Here is a 19,696-nt window from a genome sequence, read left to right as displayed (position 1 = left end):
AAGAGGCCCGCAAGCCAACCCCTAATCCCGGTAAAACACCTGAACCAAGTGATAACCAAACTTGCTCTTGATCGGCCCGTGCACGGTGCGCAACGGTTTTTTGAAGATCACCGCATCAATCGCACCAACCATCTGCCCCGGGCGCACTTCACCCAGGTCGCCGCCGCGCTTGCCCGACGGGCAGGTGGAAAATTTCTTCGCCAGCACGTCGAACGCCTCACCCTTGGCGATACGTTGTTTGAGCTGTTCGGCCTCTTCGGCGGTTTTCACCAGAATGTGGCGGGCTTGGGCTTTCATCGGGCGGTCCTGATAACGGGGTGACGGCGGGGCGCGGATTATGCCTCAAGTCACAGGGTTTGGCTGGTCATCGTGCGGATCTTGCTGGCCAGCAGTTCGACCGCGAACGGCTTGGCGACCATGTCCATGCCGTCCTCAAGGAAGCCCTGGCGTTCGGCGGCTTTCTGCGCATAGCCGGTCATGAACAGCACCTTGAGCCCCGGCCGATGCTGGCGGGCAATCTCTGCCAGCTGCCGACCGTTCATGCCCGGCAAGCCGACATCGGTGACCAGTAGGTCCACGCGGCGGCTGGATTCGAGCAGGGGCAGGGCGGTTTTCGCGTCGACGGCTTCGTAGGTTTGATACCCCAGTTCCCGGAGCAGATCGAGCACCAGCATGCGCACCGCCGGGTCGTCCTCGACCACCATCACGGTTTCCCCGGTGGCGATGGTCGGCGTTTGCTCAAGGGCAGGTTGCGTGGCTTGTTGCGCTTCGACGCCGTGCAGGCGCGGCAGATACAAACGCACGCAAGTGCCTTGGCCCGGCAAGCTGTCGAGGCTGACATGCCCGCCGGATTGCTGGGCAAAACCATAAATCATCGACAACCCCAGGCCGGTGCCCTGGCCGATCGGCTTGGTGGTGAAAAACGGATCGAACGCTTTGGCGCGCACCGAGGGGGTCATGCCGGTGCCGTTGTCGCTGACCGCCAGCATCAGGTAATCGCCAGCCTTGACCGGTTCAAGCGTGGTGATGTCGCTGCCGTCGAGATAGACGTTGGCGGTCTCGATCAGCAACTCGCCGCCATCGGGCATGGCATCGCGGGCGTTGATCACCAGGTTGAGCAGGGCGTTTTCCAGTTGGCTGACGTCGGTGCTGACCGGCCACACCCCATCGGTCAGTTGCAGTTTGAGTTCGATCGGATCGCCCTTGGTCCGGCGGATCAGATCCTCCAGCGATAGCACCAGCACATTGACATCGAGGGTTTTGCGGTCCAGTGACTGGCGCCGCGAGAACGCGAGCAAGCGGTGGGTCAGCGCCGCCGCGCGGTTGGCCGAAGACACCGCCGCTTCGGTAAACCGGCCGATCTCGTCGGCCCGGCCGTTGGCAATGTAGCGCTGCATCAAGTCGAGACTGCCGATGATCCCGGTCAGCATGTTGTTGAAGTCGTGGGCGATGCCACCGGTGAGCTGACCGACCGCTTCCATTTTCTGCGCATGACGCAAGGCATCTTCTGCGCGCTCGCGTTCGAACATTTCGCTCTGCAAACGCTGATTGGCCAGAGCCAGTTGCTCGGTGCGGGCACTGACGCGTTCTTCGAGGGTTTCGTTGAGGTTGCGCAGGGCCTCTTCGGTTTTCTTGCGCTCGGTCTCGTCGATCACAAAGATATAAAAGCCGTTGACCGCCCCGTCGGCGCCATAACGCGGCAGATAATTCATCAGCGCGTGGCGGTTGCTGCCGTCGCGGTGCGGCGTATACAGGCTGAAGGAACACGGCCTGCCCGCCAGCGCTTCGGCGATGTAGGGCAGGCGCAGGAAATACGCCTCTTCACCGATCACTTCGCGAATCGTGCGCCCGAACAGTTCCTGCGGAGTAAGCCCGTACCAGTCCAGATAAGCCGCGTTGTTCAAGCGAAAGCGCTCTTCGCGATCAACGTAGCTGATCAGAATCGGCATGGCGTTGATGATCAGTTGCAGCTCGGTCTGACTCTGACGCAATGCCTGTTCAGTCTGCTTGCGTTCGGTCAGGTCCAGCGCCGCGCCGAGAAAGCGCGTCGGCCGGCCATGGTGATCCTTGTAACAGCGCCCCCGCGCAAACACCCAGCGCACCTCGCCGTCATGCTGCAGCAAGCGATATTCCTCGGCGTACTCGGTGCCGTGGGTAATGCAGTGTTTGATGCTGCGCGCGACCATGGCGCGGTCTTCCGGGTGTACGCCTTGCAGGTATTCGCTGATTGGCAGCTGCCGCGCCTGCGTCGGGTCGACGCCATGCAACTGGGCGAAATGCGCGTCGGCGATAAAGCGGTCTTCGCCGATGTTCCAGTCCCAGGTGCCGACCGCGTCGGTGGCGGCCAGAGCCAGTTGCAGACGTTCTTCGGTTTCCCGTTGTGCCTGCAGGCTCTCTTCGGAGCGGCGCTGCAACTCCAGCGCAACGCGTCGGCGTTCGTTGGTTTCAATGGCCGTAACCAGAATCCCGGCGACTTGCGCGGATTCGTCGCGAATCGGGCTGTAGGTCAGGTCAAGCCAGAAATCGCAGTCTTTGCCGTCACGCTGCAAGGTGAAGCGCCGTTCGCTGTAGGTGCGCACCTGGCCTTGCAGGACGGCAGAGTAGATCGGGTCGGTAAAGGCGCGAAGTTCCGGCCAGATTTCATGCGCTGGTTGCCCGAACGCCTGCGGATGCTTCTGCCCGGCAAGCATGGCAAAACCGTTGTTGTAGATCTGCGTGAGCTGCGGGCCCCACAGCAACACCATGGGCATGGGCGAGTGAATGACGATGTCGACCGCGGTGCGCAGGCTCTGCGGCCAGCTTTCGGCAGCGCCCAACGGGCCGCGACTCCAGTCGGTGCGGGTGAGCAGTGCCTGGGCATCATCGGGAATCGGTACAGCGTTCATTACATCGGTCCTGAGCATGGTTGGGTAAGGCGGCGTCTATCATTGTTGCAAACAGGCTTGCGTCAGGTGCAGGCCACTTTCTGTTCATTGAATGCTTCGCGGGTGCTTTTTGCCATGGAAATCGATGCGCTGTTGTCAATTTTGTCCAATAAAAACGGTTCGGACCTGTTCCTTTCCACGGGCGCACCACCCAGCGCGCGGATCGACGGCGTGCTCGTCGCGCTGGGCGATCAGCCGTTCAAACTCGGCGATACCGCCGCCATCGCTGCCTCATTGATGGACGCCGAGCAGCAACGGGAGTTCGACCGGGATCTGGAAATGAATCTGGCAATCTCCCGAACGGGCATCGGCCGCTTTCGGGTGAACATTTTCAAGCAGCGCAACGACGTATCGATCGTCATTCGTAACGTCAAACTGGATATCCCGCGGTTCGCCGATCTGAAGCTGCCGCCGGTCCTGCTCGACACCATCATGCTCAAGCATGGGCTGATTCTGTTCGTCGGCGCGACCAATTCAGGCAAATCGACCTCTCTGGCTGCACTCATCGATCATCGCAGCCGCCATAGTACCGGGCACATCATCACCATCGAAGACCCGATCGAGTACATCCATCGGCATCAGCGCTCGATCGTCAATCAACGAGAGGTCGGCGTCGATACTCGCAGTTTTCACGCGGCGTTGAAAAATACCCTGCGTCAGGCGCCGGATGTGGTGCTGATCGGTGAAATCCGTGACCGCGAAACCATGGAGCATGCCTTGGCGTTTGCCGATACCGGGCACCTGGTGTTGTCGACCCTGCATGCCACCAACGCCAATCAGGCGCTGGATCGAATTATCAATATGTTCCCGGAAGAGCGGCGGCCGCAGTTGCTGCAGACTTTGGGTAATAACTTGAAAGCATGTATTTCACAGCGGCTTGTACGCACGGTTGATGGACAGCGACGGGCGGTAGCAGAGGTGATGTTAGGGACGTCGACCATTAGCGATCTAATACGCCGCAATGAATTAGGCGAACTCAAAGGGATCATGGAAAAATCCGCTGCAGTGGGTATGCAGACGTTTGATCAATCATTGTTCGAATTGTTTGATGGGGGGTAATAAGCGAGGAAGAGGCGTTAAAATATGCTGACTCAGGCACTAATTTGAAGTTGAAAATGAAGTTGCAAGTTGAAGGTGTGAGCAAGACGAGAGATGCCGGTGACTGGGGGTTGCTGGAGTAGTTTTGGCTGCAACTGTTTTTGTGATTTACACATGAACTTATAAAAGCGTGGTGGCGTTTCTGGTGTGAGTGGGTTTAATTCTACTGGCGCAGTTGAAGCGCATTAATATTTATAAGGGAATTGTGATGTCGTCTGAAGTTTCAAGGAAGCTATTCAAGTCTTATGGTGTAGCTCAACAAGAACAAAGCCGTCGGGAAGCGTTTGATGCTGAAGAACGAGCTGCCGTACTTGCTCAGTTGCGAGATGGAATAAAAGAACAAGGGGTTGATCCATTTTATAGTTGGCAGGGCTACCCTGTTGACGTGTTGGCGGGTTCTTCGTTTTATGAGGTTTATAATCCCGGGCGTGCGCTCTGGAACAAGCTGCTCAACAACGCCAGGATCATGAGCGAGCTGCGTCGCCATCGCGCGTTCAGTAATGAGTTTGTTCGGGTAAATGAGAAAGGCACACTTGAGGTCTTTCGGCAAGCTAGCGCTATTTGGCAGGAAGTGGATATTGATAATGTCCCCAGTGTCACCAATCTCTATAAAAATGTTCTGTTGGTCGGTGACGTCGCTAAACAAGCGGGTGGCTATATCTACGACAATGATTACGTCGATATTGATCAGTGGCTCACGTTTCACAATCTGCCCGTTCCGCAAACTCTCGCACAAACGCAGAATCTGATCGGTTATTTTGAGTTCAACCCGGAAGTGGATGCGCTGGGCAATTTCTGGGGGCAGCTGGATGCGGAAGATCATGCACTGATTGAGCTGTCGGCCGAACAATGTCAAGCCATACGTTCGGTGACCAGGCAACTGATCGGGTCAGGCCAGAAACTATTGGAGTTCCTGCACCGCAATAGTGGGCAAACAGTTGTCACCGACGAAAATGCTGCTGGCTGGATTGGCCGTGTGCTCAGTCAGGCCTCTTCACGAGATCTGGCCACTGCTTACCTGAAGAAGTTGCAGTGGTTCGGCTCCCAACCGGAAGATGAGCCATCAGATCGGGGTCTCGACCAGCTATTGGTCACCGCAATTTTGCTCGACATCGATCCTTCGATTGGCGGTAATTCTGTGCGCAAATCCATCGCCGGCTTTGAGCTTTATGCTCCGGGCAATGTTGGACGAACATCCGCGATCGTTTACCAGGAGTTACAGGCGTTTCTGGTTGCAAAGAAAATGGCGGCAGCCAATCTGGCACCGGTGGCCGCGCACTTGTTGCTCGCCGGCCTTGCTCCGGAATTTCTGGTCAAGGGTACTCCACCTTCATTAGTGATGGGATCGGTGGAATGGATGAATTACTGCCGCGCCGTCGTGCTGGCCGAGGCGGTGCGAAAGGGCGCTTCGCGCGTGATGAGCCATGCACAGATGATTGCCTATGCCGAACTGCAGCCCTTGAACGAAGCACAAGTGCATCTGCGGGACATGGCAATGATCGGCCCGATGGTCGATTGGGCATTGATCAATGGAGTGGTGACATCGTCTGCATTGGCGAGCAGGGAAAAAGAAACAACAGAGCGCGCGCTGACCGCGTTTCAGGAATATGCAGACAACTTCGTACCGCGTTTCGGACCTCTGCCGGACAGGCGTCGTATCGCTAAAGAGGCGCTGGAAGACGCGGCACCGCTGTGTGATTTTCTGGAAGACAAAGTGCTGTACCAGCATCCGGGCTTGTACGCGTCTCCAACGGCCGCATGCATGATCGATTTGCATATGTCCGGCGATTTGTCCGGAGGGGAATGGGATCGGCGTGAAGTCTTCCCGGATAACGTCTATTCCACTGATCCTACGCTGCACGCTGGCGTGACCGATTACACGCGGCCAAAATATCACGACCCTTCGGTTGCGAGTATTTACGAAGAGTTTCCCCGACTTCGTCGCCTGCGCCCCAATGATCATGAGTACCGTCGGCAATTACGGGTGTATCTGGAAAAACTCAATCGCTCTTTGGTGGCTACGGTGAAGCTGGCGCTTTCCAATATGCCGCATGCGGATTTACGGGCTTTTCTGACGGGCGACGTGACCTTTTTTACCTTCCGCGATAACGCGATTGAAACGTCGTCAACTCGTTTTGGCGGACCGTTTACCTATGAAATGGGCTACGAAACGCGGCAAGGCAAGGATGCCGCTACCGCGCGCTTCGGGCTTGTAATGTGCGTGGCAAATGGCAATGAAGTTACGACCTATGAGCTGTTCACTTTGAGAGGGGAGTTGGTTAAAAACAATCAGTTGGGAAATACGCTGATCGCGCATGGCGTGTTACATCAGCCTGCCAGGCTTGATTTTAGCGGCGATCTCAAAGCGCGAAACAGTCCAGTCGCCAAATCGTTCTTTGATATTGATTTTTTCAAGTACGCACATGGCGAATCTTCGGAATTTGCTTTGGGTTCTGGTCAAGCAATTGCGGAAAAACTGGGCCAGTTGAAAGCTGATCCGAACCCCGTAATGCTGGAGCAGAGTGTTTACAAAAACTTCAGTAATCCGCAACTCGTGCGCCTTGCCGAGTTCATCATCACCCATCATCCTGTTATTAAATTTGATGATCTGGAGGCTGCTGCAACGGTGCCAACGGAGCTAGAGAGCGAGCGAGCCAAAGGCGAGAAAATCGCCACTTACTTTGTTGATCTTGCCGTACCTTTCAAAAAGTGCATCGAGGACATATCGAGTGGTGAGCATAATCGCGTCGTCGATGGCATATACGGTTGCGTGATGGATGCCATTGCCCTTGGAGGTGCATTCTATGGCGCCGGGGTCAAGGCTTTGAGCATTTCCGCCAAGGCGATATCAGCTGCTAGCAAAGCTGCGCGCGTGACTAAACTGGTGGTGGCGAGCTCGGTATCGGTTTTCAATCCGGTGGATGGGGTACCGACGGCAGTATTCGGCGTCGGCAAGCTCGTTCACAAGGGTGTCCTGCGATTCAGCAAGCCAACGCTTGAACTTCTGGGACTGGCCAAATCTCAGTTAACCACGTTGCATGGCAGTAGCAAGGCGAGGAATCTGATTCGCTCAGCCAATAATGTATCTGCGGTCCATGGTACCTGGCGACCCAACGCTTCGGCTTCCGACACGCTAGGGGTTCTAGCGTTGCGCAAGGACTTCAAGTGGTACGCAATGGATCGACTGGGCAAGCCTTGGGGCCCGGCTCTGGAACATTTCAACGCTACGGGTTCGATGTTGTTGCCGCAGTCCAATCGCACACTGCCTGTCAATTACACGCGTCTGTTCATCGAGCAAAGCTTGCCGCGAGTACGGGCAAAAATCGAAAGTGCGATCAGTGTGTTAACGAACCATGATTATCGGGCTGAGCGCGATGCTCTGATTAAAATATTCATGGGCCAGACGTCAAATGATGCGGTGAATCGCGTGCTGGATTATCTAAGGTTGGTCAGAGCGGATTTTGCCGGCGTTTCCATGAGCAACTTTGTTCTTGATCCGCTCAAGCATACGAACAACGTCGCTGAGTTTGATCCGGATGCTTACCAGAAATGGAAACGCGCCGGTGGGGCTGGCCCGATTCCGTTTATCCAGATCAATACACCCAATATCAACAGACAGTTCCTCGATAAAGGCATGAACCATGACGTGGTAGCGGATGACGTGATCCACGAGTTGTTTCATGGGGTCGCTCAGAACAACGATGTCAGCTATGCCATGGATGTTGATGCTGTAGGCGCCGGACAACAGTTGGACGTGACTGCACTGCTCAATCTTGCAAAGGGCCGACTGGCGGTTGCAGATTCCGGCAACGTTTTTCACCCTGTTACCAAGGCCTTTGAGAACGCTGATTCTTTGGCAGTGCTCACATCGCTCCTTAGCCAGATGAGCACTGATAAAGTGACCTTCGAAAGCAATCTGAGTGTACTTCGCGCAGCCATTGAAAAAGACAGTGGCACGGTTGTCGGCCCCGTCGTGATCAAGCTGAACGCCGCAGCAACACACGACTTGACTGATCCACCCCTGGTAGAAGGCTGGACCAGAGCGGTGTAGTTATCGGGCTCAAACCTCTTGTATCAGGTTTCCAGCTCCGGCCGATCCCGAAACTGCTCCAGCGCTTCGGGATTGGCCAGCGCATCGGTGTTTTTCACTGGCCGCCCGTGTACCACCTCGCGTACCGCCAGTTCGACAATCTTGCCACTGATGGTGCGCGGAATGTCCGTCACTGCAATGATCTTCGCCGGTACATGCCTTGGGGTGGTATTGGCGCGGATCACGTGGCGAATGCGCTGTTCGAGGTCTTCGTCCAGTCGCAGCCCTTCACTCAATCTCACGAACAACACGACCCGCACATCATCGTGCCACTGCTGGCCGATGGCGACGCTGTCCAGCACTTCACCGAGCTTTTCGACCTGACGGTAGATTTCCGCCGTGCCGATGCGCACGCCGCCGGGGTTAAGCACGGCATCCGAACGCCCATGGATCAACATCGCACCGTGCGGCAATTGTTCAGCGTAATCGCCCTGTGCCCAGACGCCGGGAAACAGGCTGAAATACGATTGGCGCAGCTTTGTTCCGTCCGGGTCATTCCACAAACCGATCGGCATGGCCGGAAAATGCCGGGTGCAGACCAGCTCACCTTTCTCGCCAATGACCGTTTGGCCAGCCTCGTTCCAGACCTCGACTGCCATGCCCAGGCTCTTGCCCATGATTTCACCGCGTCTTACCGGCGACAGCGGATTGCCGTTGACGAAGCACGAGACAATATCGGTGCCGCCGGACATCGAGGCCAGACACAGATCGCTTTTTATCTCGCGGTAGACATAGTCATAACTCTGCGGCGACAGCGCCGAGCCGGTGCACAGCAGGGTTTTCAGGCTACCCAGATCATGGCTGTCGCGGGGGCGGGCACCGCTGCTTTCCAGGGTAGCGAGGAACTTCGGGCTGGTGCCGAACACGCTGATGCGCTCATCGTCGATCAAGTCGAGCAAACGCTGGTGATCCGGTTGAAACGGCGAGCCGTCATACAGCACCACGGCACTGCCGACCGCCAGTGCAGAGACTAACCAGCTCCACATCATCCAGCCGCACGTCGTGTAATAAAACAGCCGGTCGCCGGGGCCGAGATCGCAATGCAGCCCGTGTTCCTTGACGTGTTGCAGCAGCACTCCGCCGGTGCTGTGGACGATGCACTTCGGCACGCCGGTGGTGCCGCTGGAATACAGCACATACAACGGATGATTGAACGGCACCGGCACGAAATGCGCTTCGCCGCCCGCTGCGTAGAAGTCTTCCCACGCGCTCACTGCAGCTTGTGTCTGGTACACCTCTATGCGCGCTTGTGGATCGGCGTAGGGGACGATGATCAATTGTTTGAGCGTCGGCAGCTGTTCGAGGATGCCGTTGATCTTGTCGGTCTGGTCGATGGTCTTGCCGGCGTAGCGGTAAGCGGCGCACGTCAGCAGCACTTTCGGTTCAATCTGGCCGAAACGGTCGATGACACCGTGCGTGCCGAAATCCGGCGACGAGCACGACCAGATCGCTCCGAGGCTGGTGGTTGCGAGCATCGCCACCAGCGTTTGCCAGGTATTGGGCATGCATGCCGCGACCCGATCACCGAGGCCCACGCCGGCCGCCTGCAAGCTGGCCTGGAAACCGGCGACATGCTCGGCCAGTTCGGCCCAGGTCAATTGCTCGCGCTGACCGTTCTCCGCCACGCTGACTACCGCCACGGCATCGTCACGACGGCGTAGCAGGTGTTCGGCGAAGTTCAGCGTTGCGCCGGGAAACCATTCGGCGCTGGGCATTTGTGTGCCTTCGCGCAGCACTGCATCGGGCTGGGCGTGAAAGCGGATCTCGAAAAAGTCGACAATCGCCTGCCAGAAATCCGCACGCTGCTCGACGCTCCAGTGGTGCAGGGCGGGGTAGTCGTCGATGTTCAGATCGTGGCGTTGGTTGATCGCATGGCGAAACGCATCCATGCGTGATAGGGCGATACGGTTGGCGTCGGGTTGCCAGAGGATATCGGACATTGCTTGCCTCTTTTTATCGAATTGATGGAGCTCCCCATGGGAGCGAGCCTGCTCGCTCCACAGAGGCGGCGTTATTGCGCGAGCCAGCCGCCATCAATATTCCACGCCGCGCCACGCACTTGACTGCCAGCCTCGCTGCACAGGAACAACACCAGTTCGCCCAGATGCTGCGGTGTAACGAACTCCAGCGACGGTTGCTTCTCGGCCAGCAGGTCATGCTGCGCCTGCTGCGGATCGACACCTTTGGCGGCCCGATCATCGATCTGCTTCTGCACCAGCGGCGTCAGTACCCAGCCCGGGCAAATGGCGTTGCAGGTGACATGGCTGGTCGCGGTTTCCAGGCCGACCACTTTGGTCAGGCCGATCACGCCGTGCTTGGCGGCCACGTACGCGGCTTTACCGGTCGAGCCGACCTGGCCGTGTACCGAGGCGATATTGATGATCCGTCCCCAGTTTTTGCGGCGCATGCCCGGCAGGCTCAGGCGGGTACTGTGGAAAACAGAGGACAGGTTGATGGCGATGATCGAGTCCCAACGCTCGACCGGAAACTCCTCGACCGCCGCGACATGCTGAATGCCGGCGTTATTGACCAGGATATCCACGCCGCCGAATTCGCGCTCGGCGTAGGCGATCATCTCGGCAATTTGCGCGGGGTCACTGACGTCCGCCGGATGGTGGCCGACCTTGCCACCAAACTGGCCGACTTCGGCAATCACTGCCGACGCATCGCCAAAACCGTTGAGAATCAGATTGGCGCCTGCCTTGGCCAGGCTCATTGCGATGCCTAGGCCAATGCCGCTGGTGGAGCCGGTAACCAGTGCGGTCTTGCCGGAAAGAGTCGTCATGAATACCTCACACAATGCCAGTGGCGTAGAAGGTGCCGATCACTACGAAAACCGCCAGGGTCTTGATCAGCGTAATACAGAAAATGTCTTTATAGGCTTCGCGGTGGGTCAGCCCGGTCACCGCCAACAGAGTAATCACCGCGCCGTTGTGCGGCAGGGTGTCCATGCCGCCGCTGGCCATGGCGGCCACGCGGTGCAGCACTTCCAGCGGAATGTTTGCAGCATTGGCGGCGCTGATGAACTGCTCGGACATCGCCGCCAGCGCAATGCTCATGCCGCCGGATGCCGAGCCGGTGATGCCGGCCAGCAGGGTGACGGTGATGGCTTCGTTGACCAGTGGATTGGGAATCTGTTTGAGCCAGTCCGCCAGCACCAGAAAACCCGGCAGCGACGCGATCACTGCGCCAAAACCGTATTCGGACGCGGTGTTCATCGCCGCCAGCAGTGCACCGCTAACCGCGCTCTTGCTGCCTTCGGCGAGCTTGCTGCGAATCGCCTGAAAGCCGAACGCCAGCACCATCAGAATGCCGACCAGCAACGCCGCCTGTACTGCCCAGATCGCCGTGAGCTTGGCGATCTCGGTGGTGACCGGCGTGGTCATGCCCGGCAGCGCGAGGCTGTGGGTCTTGCCGTACCACTGCGGAATCCAGTGGGTGAACAGCAGATTCATGATGCCTACCGCGAGCAGTGGCGATAGGGCAAGCCACGGATTGGGCAGTTTCAGGTCTTCAGCGGTTTCCGGTTCGTTGCGCAGTTCGGTGCGGTAGCCCTCACCAGCACGCTGCGCCTTGTTGCGCTGGCGTTGAAGAAACAGCATGCCGGCACAAAACACGAAAATCGTGCCGATCACACCCAGCCATGGCGCCGCCCACGCGGTGGTGTTGAAGAACGTGCTGGGAATAATGTTCTGAATCTGCGGGGTGCCGGGCAGGGCGTCCATGGTGAAGGAAAACGCGCCGAGGGCGATGGTCGCCGGGATCAGCCGTTTGGGGATGTTGCTCTGGCGGAACATCTCGGCAGCAAACGGATACACCGCAAACACCACCACGAACAACGACACGCCGCCATAGGTGAGCAACGCGCAAACCAGCACGATCACCAGCATGGCCTGGCGAGTGCCGAGCAGGCGAATCGCCGCAGCGACAATCGAGCGGGAGAAACCCGACAGCTCGATCAGCTTGCCGAACACTGCGCCGAGCAGGAACACCGGAAAATACAGTTTGATGAAGCCGACCATTTTTTCCATGAACACCCCGGTGAAGGCGGGCGCAACGGCGGAAGGGTCGGTGAGCAGGACCGCGCCGAGCGCGGCAATCGGGGCGAAGAGGATAACGCTGTAGCCACGGTAGGCGGCCAGCATCAGCAACGCGAGGGCTGCCAAGGCAATGATCACACTCATGGTGTGTCTCTCCAGAATTGTTATTTTTGTGGGTGGAACGGGTGTGGAGAGGTGTTAGCGAGATTTATGCCAATTGGTTAACTGGTTGAAATATAAGATGTTATTGAGTGAATGGCGGAAGTTTGAGAACAAGATGTCTCTATTGTGAGATAGCGGTGCATGATCCGGCGTCTTCGCGAGCAGGCTCGCTCCCACATTTGGCGCGCGTTTTATCCGTGGGAGCGAGCCTGCTCGCGAAGCTTTTGCAGTTGTCTCAATAAAGAGACCGGATCTCAAAAGATGGATCAGGCAATCCCCAACGCCACCATTTTCTTGTACAACGTCGACCGCCCGAGCCCCAGCCGGGCCGCTGCTTCCGGCACTTTGCCCGCGCTTTTTGCCAGTGCGGCCTGTATCAATTGCCGGTCGAAGCGCTCCCGCGCCTGCGCGTAGGTTTCTACCGTCGCCGTTTCGGGCACGTGCGCGGACGTACGTTCAACCGGTGTCAACGTGCCAATCGCTGCGCGCAGATCCTGCTCGGTCAGAATCAAGTCATCACTGAGTAGCGCCGCGCGCTCAAGCACGTTACGCAATTCGCGAATGTTGCCCGGCCACGCATGTTGGCCAAGCAACGTCAGCGCATCCCGGTGCAGCTCGTGCTGGCTGCGCAACTCCTCCAGAATCGCTTCGCTGAGTGCCGGTAAATCATCGAGGCGTTCGCGCAGGGGGGGTACCTGGATCGGCAGCACATTCAGGCGATAGTACAAATCGGCGCGGAATTCGCCACGCTTGATCGCCGCTTGCAGATCGGTCGACGTCGCCGCAATGACTCGTACGTCGCTTTGAATCACTTCGTTGGAGCCAACCGGTTCAAACTCTTTTTCCTGCAGAACGCGCAGCAACTTGCTCTGCAGTGGCAGCGGCATGTCGCCGATCTCGTCGAGAAACAGCGTACCGCCCTGAGCGATTTGCAGCTTGCCGGTGCGCCCCTTGCGATCAGCACCGGTAAACGCGCCGGGAGCCGTGCCGAAAAATTCAGCTTCGAGCAGCGCTTCCGGGATCGCCGCGCTGTTGATGCTGACAAAGGCTTTGTGCGCGCGGGGCGATGCGCTGTGGATCGCTTGAGCGAGCAGTTCCTTGCCGGTGCCGGTTTCTCCGAGCAGCAATACCGGCGATTCGGCACTGGCACTGCGCCGGGCGCGGCGTTTGACTTCAAGACTGGCGGCGCTGGTGCCGATGAAATGGGCAAAGTTGTATTTGGTCTGGCGGGCGCGCAATAGCGAACGGGTCGAGGCCAGTTCTTCCTGCATGCTCAGGTAGCGCTTGAGCATGGGCGACAGCGTGCGCAACTCATCGAACAGGGCAAACCCGATCGCGCCGATCACCGTGCCGGCATCGTCATGGATCGGCAGACGCATCACCACCAATGGCTCTTTGGGCGTGTCTTGCATGTCGAGCAGAATCGGCCGTCCGGTGCGAACCACTTCGCGCAACAGGCTGCTGGGAATTACGCTTTCGCAGGCCTTGCCGATCGCGCTGGCAGCCGATTCAAGGCCGAAGCGCCGGGCATAGCGCTCGTTCATCCAGACGATGTTGGCGTCCCGATCGACAATTACCGTGCCTTCGCTGGACTGCTCGATGATCTCGAACAGCGAGCGGATCGCCAGCGTGCGAACGCGTTGGTAGTCCTTGAGGCTTTCGGTGGTGTTCATCTGGCGGCTGATCCTGATTGTATGTGGCCTGTGCCGGCCCCTTTCGCGAGCAGGCTCGCTCCCACAGTGGAATGATCTTCACACGATGCGTGAGCAGCGGTGAACCCTGTGGGAGCGAGCCTGCTCGCGAAAGCCGCGACGCGGTATCGGGTCGAACACCGATTATGCCTACCCCGGATGCGCCGCCGCCAACAGCTCTTTGGTATACGGGTGCTGCGGCGCATCGAACACCTCATGGCTGGCACCACGCTCAACGACTTTACCGTCCTTGATCACAATCATGTCATGGGCCAGCGCGCGGACGACGGCCAGGTCATGGCTGATGAACAGGTACGTCAGACCGTGCTTTTCCTGCAACTGGCGGAGCAGGGCGACCACTTGTTTCTGCACTGTGCGATCCAGCGCCGACGTTGGCTCGTCGAGCAGGATCAGCGCCGGTTTCAACACCAGTGCCCGGGCGATGGCGATGCGCTGACGTTGCCCACCGGAAAACTCGTGGGGATAACGATGACGACTTTCCGGATCGAGACCGACCTCCTTGAGCACGCGGATCACTTGCTCATCGCACTCATCCGCGCTGGACTCACAATGCACTTCGAGGCCTTCGCTGATGATCTGCGCGACCGACATTCGCGGGCTGAGGCTGCCGAACGGGTCTTGAAAAACCACCTGCATCTGCCGCCGCCATGGGCGCATCTGTTTCTGATTGAGAGCGTCGAGCGCCTCGCCCTGGAAACGGATGCTGCCTTCGGAGTCGAGCAAGCGCAGGATCGCCTGTCCCAGCGTCGACTTGCCTGAGCCCGATTCGCCGACGATGCCCAGCGTCTTGCCGCGCTGAATATTCAGGCTGATGCCATCCACCGCGCGCAGGTACTGCTTGCGCTGAAACAGCCCGCCAGCGACGGCGAACTCGACCTTCAGGTCATCGACCTCCAGCACATTCTCACGCTCGTCCCGCGGCAACGCTTCGCCCTCGGGTTCGGCGTTGAGCAGCACACAGCTGTAAGGGTGCTTTGGCTCGGTGAACAAGGCTTCGCAGGGTGCCTGCTCGACGATTTCGCCTGCCTTCATTACGCACACACGCTGAGCGATGCTGCGCACCAGATTGAGGTCATGGCTGATCAGCAGCAGCGACATGCCCAGACGCTTCTGCAGGGATTTGAGCAGCAGCAGAATCTTGCGCTGCACCGTGACGTCGAGCGCGGTGGTCGGTTCGTCGGCGATCAACAATTCCGGTTCGCACGCCAGCGCCATGGCGATCATGACCCGTTGCCGCTGCCCGCCCGACAGCTGATGCGGGTAAGCCTTCAAGCGCTCTTTTGGCTTCTGAATGCCGACCAGGCCAAGCAATTCGAGAATGCGTTGCTGCGCTGCTTTGCCGCCGAGGCCGCGATGCAACAGAAGCGTCTCGCCAATTTGTTTTTCGATGGTGTGCAGCGGATTGAGCGAGGTCATCGGCTCCTGAAAGATCATCGCGATGCGGTTGCCGCGCAGTTCGCGCAAGACTTTGGGATCCGCGCCGAGCAGTTCCTGTCCACGGTAACGAATGCTGCCGCTGGTTTGCGCTTCGGATTCAGGCAATAACTGCAGGATGGAGTGCGCAGTGACCGACTTTCCCGAGCCGGATTCGCCGACCAGTGCCAGACATTCGCCGGGGCGGATATCCAGGCACAGGTCACGCACCACGGTCTGGCCATGGAACGCGACATTGAGGTTACGGATTTCAATCAGGTGATCAGTCATGTGCACACTTCAGGACCTTGGATCGAATGCGTCACGCAACGCTTCGCCGATGAATACCAATAGAGACAGAATCAGCGCCAGCGTGAAGAACGCCGTCAGGCCGAGCCAAGGGGCTTGCAGGTTCTGTTTGCCCTGGCCAATCAACTCGCCCAGCGAGGCACTGCCGGCGGGCATGCCGAACCCCAGAAAATCCAGCGCAGTCAGGGTCGAGATCGCTCCGGTCAGAATGAACGGCAGGTAGCTCAAGGTTGCGTTCATCGCGTTGGGCAGAATGTGCCGGAAAATCACCTTGCGGTCGCTGAGGCCCAGCGCACGGGCGGCTTTGACGTATTCCAGATTGCGCCCGCGCAGGAACTCGGCGCGCACTACGTCCACCAACGCCAACCACGAAAACAGTGCCATGATCCCCAGCAACCACCAGAAATTCGGCTCGACGAAACCGGAAAGAATGATCAGCAGGTACAACACCGGCAACCCCGACCAGACTTCCAGCAGCCGTTGCCCAAGCAAGTCGACCCAGCCGCCGTAGTAGCCCTGCAATGCACCGGCAGCAATGCCGATCAATGCGCTGACAAACGTCAGCATCAAGGCAAACAGGATCGACACCCGCGCGCCGAAAATCACCCGTGCCAGCACATCCCGCGACTGATCGTCAGTCCCTAGCCAGTTCACCGATGTAGGCGGGCTGGGCGCTGGTTTATTGAGATCATAGTTCGGCGTGTCATCACTGAACGGGATCGGCGGGAACAGCAGCCAACCGCCGTCCTTGCGAATCAGGTTCTGCACATAGTCGCTGCGATAATCGGCCTGGAACGGCAGCTGTCCGCCGAACTCCTGCTCGGTGTGGCGCTTGAACACCGGAAAGAACCACTGGCCCTGATAACTGACGATCAACGGCTTGTCGTTGGCGATCAATTCGCCGCCGAGTGTCAGCACAAACAGGCCGATAAACAGCCACAGTGACCACCAGCCGCGACGGTTTTTCTTGAAACGCTCGAAACGGCGGCGGCCCAACGGCGAGAGCTTGAACATCAGGCGTTCCTCGCGGCGAAGTCGATGCGCGGATCGACCAGGGTGTAACACAGGTCGCCAACCAGTTTTATCAGCAGGCCGAACAGGGTGAAAATGAACAGCGAGCCGAACACTACCGGATAATCCCGCGAAACCGCCGCTTCGTAGCTCATGCGTCCGAGTCCATCGAGCGAAAAGATCACTTCGATCAGCAGGGAGCCGGCGAAGAACACACTGATGAACGCTTGGGGGATTCCCGACACCACCAGCAGCATGGCGTTGCGGAACACATGGCCATACAGCACCCGGCGTTCGCTCAGGCCCTTCGCGCGTGCAGTCACCACATACTGGCGGGTGATCTCATTGAGAAAGGAGTTTTTCGTCAGGATCGTCAGCGTCGCAAAGCCGCCGATCACCAGCGCCGTCACGGGCAGCACCAGATGCCAGAAGTAGTCGGCGATCTTGCCCAGGGTCGACAGGGATTCGAAATTGTCCGAGACCAGGCCGCGCACCGGAAACCAGTTCAGTGAGGTTCCACCGGCAAATACCACGATCAGGAACATCGCAAACAGGAATGCCGGCATCGCGTAGCCGATGATGATCGCGGTGCTGCTCCAGACATCGAAATGACTGCCATGGTGTACCGCCTTGCGAATTCCTAGCGGAATCGACACCAGATAGGTAATCAATGTTGCCCATAAGCCGAGGGAAATGGTCACCGGCATCTTTTCCAGGATCAGATCGGTGACTGTGGCGCCGCGGAAAAAACTCTTGCCGAAGTCCAGCTGCGCATAATTTTTCAGCATCAGCCACAGGCGCTCATGAGCCGGTTTGTCGAAGCCGTATTGTTTCTCGATGTCCTTGATCAGTTGCGGATCGAGGCCACGGCTGGCGCGCGAGGCGCCGCTGGCAGTCTCGCTGGCACCGCCGCCGACGCTGGCACCACCGATCCCTTGCAGATGAGCGATGGCCTGTTCCACCGGGCCGCCGGGAGCGGCCTGAATGATCACGAAATTGACCAGTAGAATGATCACCAGCGTCGGGATGATCAGCAGCAGGCGCCGCAGTATGTAACCCCACATCAGTGCGGCCCTCCGGGTCTGCCACGAGCAATTTTCTCGGCGGTCATCTGTTGGTTGGTCAGCGGCGTGCGGCTGATTTCCCACCAGCTCTCGATCGCTTCGTCATTGCTGGCCTGAATCGTCGGTATGCCGAAACGATTCCACCACACGGTCGAAGTGCCGGGCGGATAGTAATTGGGGATCCAGTAGTAATTCCATTGCAGGACGCGGTCCAGCGCATGCGCATAGCGCAGCATATCGGCCTGGGTGGACGCGCGAACCAGGCCATTGATCAAGGTATCCACCGCCGGGTTTTTCAACACCATGTAGTTGTTGGCGCCGGGATCGTTGGCGGAGGCCGAGCCAAAGTAGTTCAACAGCTCACCGCCGGGGGATGTGGTGACCGGATAGCCCGTGACGATCATGTCGTAATCGCGACTCATCAGCCGGTTGACGTATTGCGACGAATCGATGCGGCGGATATTGAGCTCGATACCGATCTGTTTCAGCGTGCGTTTATACGGTAGCAGCAGACGATCCATGCCGTTCTGGCTGACCAGAAAAGTGAAGCTCAGCGGCTCGCCCTGGGCGTTGACCAATTGATCGCCATCAGGTTTCCAGCCGGCTTGTTCGAGCAGTTCAAGGGCTTGCAGCTGCTTGTCGCGGATCACGCCACTGCCATCGGTTTTCGGCGCTTCGAAGACTTTGCTGAACACCTCGTCGGGAATCTGCCCGCGCAACGGTTCAAGGATTTTCAGTTCTTGCGCATCGGGTAAATCGGTCGCAGCGAGCGACGTGTTGGAGAAGTAGCTCTGCTGGCGGATGTACAGGCTGCGCATCATTTGCCGGTTGCTCCACTCGAAATCCCAGAGCATCGCCAGTGCCTGGCGCACACGCCGGTCGGCGAACATCGGCTTTTGCAAATTGAACACGAAGCCCTGAGCTGATTGGGGCGCTTCGGTCGCCAGATGCGCTTTTTGCAGACGCCCGTCACTCAGCGCGGGGCTGTCATAGCCGATCGAATAGCCGGTGGCCGAGAACTCGCGGTTGTAGTCATAGGCGCCGCCGCGCAGCACTTGCCGGGCGACATCGGTGTCACCGAAGTATTCAATGCTGAAGTGATCGAAGTTGTACAAGCCGCGACTGACCGGCAAGTCTTTGCCCCACCAGTCGGGGTTGCGTTCAAAGGTAATGCTGCGCCCCGAGTCGACCTTGCCGACTCGATAGGGGCCGCTGCCCAAAGGCGCCTCGTAACCGCCGCCACTAGCGAAATCACGGGTTTTCCACCAATGCTCGGGGAACACTGGCAATGTCGCGATATCGAGGGGCAGGGTGCGGTTTTCGTTGCTCTTGAAATCGAAGCGCACGGTCAGCGGCGCTTCCACTTCGACGCCTTTGACGTCGGCAAACTGGGTCCGATAGCGCAGGCTGCCCTGGGTCATCAACAGATCATAGGTGTAACGCACGTCTTCGGCGGTAATTGCTTTGCCGTCGGCAAAGCGTGCCTTGGGATTGATGAAGAAACGCAGCGACAGGCCGTCGTCCGAACGCTCCATCTTTTGCGCGACCAGGCCATATACCGTGTAAGGCTCATCAAGCGAGCGCTGGGCCAGGGCGAGTACAGCAAGCCATCGATCTGGGTGACGCCGATGCCTTTGTCGATGTACGGAAGGACGTGGTCGAAGTGGCCGATTTCGATCGCCGAGCGGCGCATCGTGCCGCCCTTGGGCGCCTGCAGATTGGTGTAGTCGAAATGGCTGAAGCCGGCGGGGTACTTGGCAGGCTCGCCATAAACGGTCAGGGCATGTTGCGGTGCGGCGTTCGCGCTTGCGCCAGCCGTCAGCAGGGCGAGGGCGGCGAGCATCAATGTGGGGAAAAGCAGTCGCATTGTCAG

The 19,696-nt window shown here is 58.4% G+C and carries 10 protein-coding genes and 2 pseudogenes; 2 read left to right on the top strand and 10 right to left on the bottom strand.

From position 1 onward, the window contains the following. Positions 1–21: 21 nt before the first annotated feature. The gene (locus tag M0746_RS12835; RefSeq protein ID WP_007912322.1) at positions 22–297 is read right to left on the bottom strand and encodes a peptidylprolyl isomerase; all 276 of its coding nucleotides are present in this window, start codon (positions 295–297) and stop codon (positions 22–24) included. 50 nt (positions 298–347) lie between these two features. Further along, complete coding sequence (locus tag M0746_RS12830) at positions 348–2,885, bottom strand: PAS domain-containing hybrid sensor histidine kinase/response regulator (RefSeq protein WP_258449436.1); 2,538 nt, start codon at positions 2,883–2,885, stop codon at positions 348–350. A gap of 114 nt (positions 2,886–2,999) precedes the next feature. Here M0746_RS12830 and M0746_RS12825 point away from each other — a divergent pair. Both M0746_RS12825 and M0746_RS12820 read left to right on the top strand, forming a co-directional pair. After that, positions 3,000–4,105, top strand: a pseudogene (locus M0746_RS12825) (PilT/PilU family type 4a pilus ATPase). 125 nt (positions 4,106–4,230) lie between these two features. Continuing rightward, on the top strand, positions 4,231–8,073 hold the full coding sequence (locus M0746_RS12820; protein ID WP_258449435.1) for a hypothetical protein: 3,843 nt from the start codon (positions 4,231–4,233) through the stop codon (positions 8,071–8,073). Positions 8,074–8,096: 23 nt separating this feature from the next. Here the strand turns inward: M0746_RS12820 and M0746_RS12815 are convergent, their stop codons facing one another. From M0746_RS12815 to M0746_RS12780, 8 genes and pseudogenes are all read right to left on the bottom strand, one after another. Next, complete coding sequence (locus M0746_RS12815) at positions 8,097–10,052, bottom strand: acetoacetate--CoA ligase (RefSeq protein ID WP_258449434.1); 1,956 nt, start codon at positions 10,050–10,052, stop codon at positions 8,097–8,099. A gap of 71 nt (positions 10,053–10,123) precedes the next feature. After that, positions 10,124–10,897, bottom strand: a complete 774-nt coding sequence (hbdH, locus tag M0746_RS12810; protein WP_208937635.1) for a 3-hydroxybutyrate dehydrogenase — start codon at positions 10,895–10,897, stop codon at positions 10,124–10,126. Positions 10,898–10,904: 7 nt separating this feature from the next. Next, the gene (locus M0746_RS12805; RefSeq protein ID WP_258449433.1) at positions 10,905–12,296 is read right to left on the bottom strand and encodes a GntP family permease; all 1,392 of its coding nucleotides are present in this window, start codon (positions 12,294–12,296) and stop codon (positions 10,905–10,907) included. 284 nt (positions 12,297–12,580) lie between these two features. Next, positions 12,581–13,987 (bottom strand): sigma-54 interaction domain-containing protein, encoded by a 1,407-nt coding sequence (locus M0746_RS12800; protein ID WP_258449432.1) that lies wholly within the window; start codon positions 13,985–13,987, stop codon positions 12,581–12,583. A gap of 168 nt (positions 13,988–14,155) precedes the next feature. Next, a complete protein-coding gene (locus M0746_RS12795) occupies positions 14,156–15,730 on the bottom strand; it encodes an ABC transporter ATP-binding protein (protein WP_258449431.1) in 1,575 nt (524 codons plus the stop codon). 9 nt (positions 15,731–15,739) lie between these two features. Further along, positions 15,740–16,762: an ABC transporter permease gene (locus M0746_RS12790; RefSeq protein WP_258449430.1), complete on the bottom strand. Its 1,023-nt coding sequence runs from the start codon at positions 16,760–16,762 to the stop codon at positions 15,740–15,742. Then, the gene (locus M0746_RS12785) at positions 16,762–17,823 is read right to left on the bottom strand and encodes a microcin C ABC transporter permease YejB (RefSeq protein WP_258449429.1); all 1,062 of its coding nucleotides are present in this window, start codon (positions 17,821–17,823) and stop codon (positions 16,762–16,764) included. The genes M0746_RS12790 and M0746_RS12785 overlap by 1 nt, the downstream gene beginning before the upstream one ends. Further along, positions 17,823–19,690 (bottom strand): annotated as a pseudogene (locus tag M0746_RS12780) (extracellular solute-binding protein). Before M0746_RS12780 ends, M0746_RS12785 begins: the two are co-directional and overlap by 1 nt. Positions 19,691–19,696: the final 6 nt, after the last annotated feature.

This window comes from Pseudomonas sp. S11P7 (genome assembly GCF_023195435.1).
GTDB classification, from domain to species: Bacteria; Pseudomonadota; Gammaproteobacteria; order Pseudomonadales; family Pseudomonadaceae; genus Aquipseudomonas; species Aquipseudomonas fluorescens_G.
Note: the sequence above shows the minus strand (reverse complement) of the source record. Positions and strands in the feature narration are given on the sequence as shown.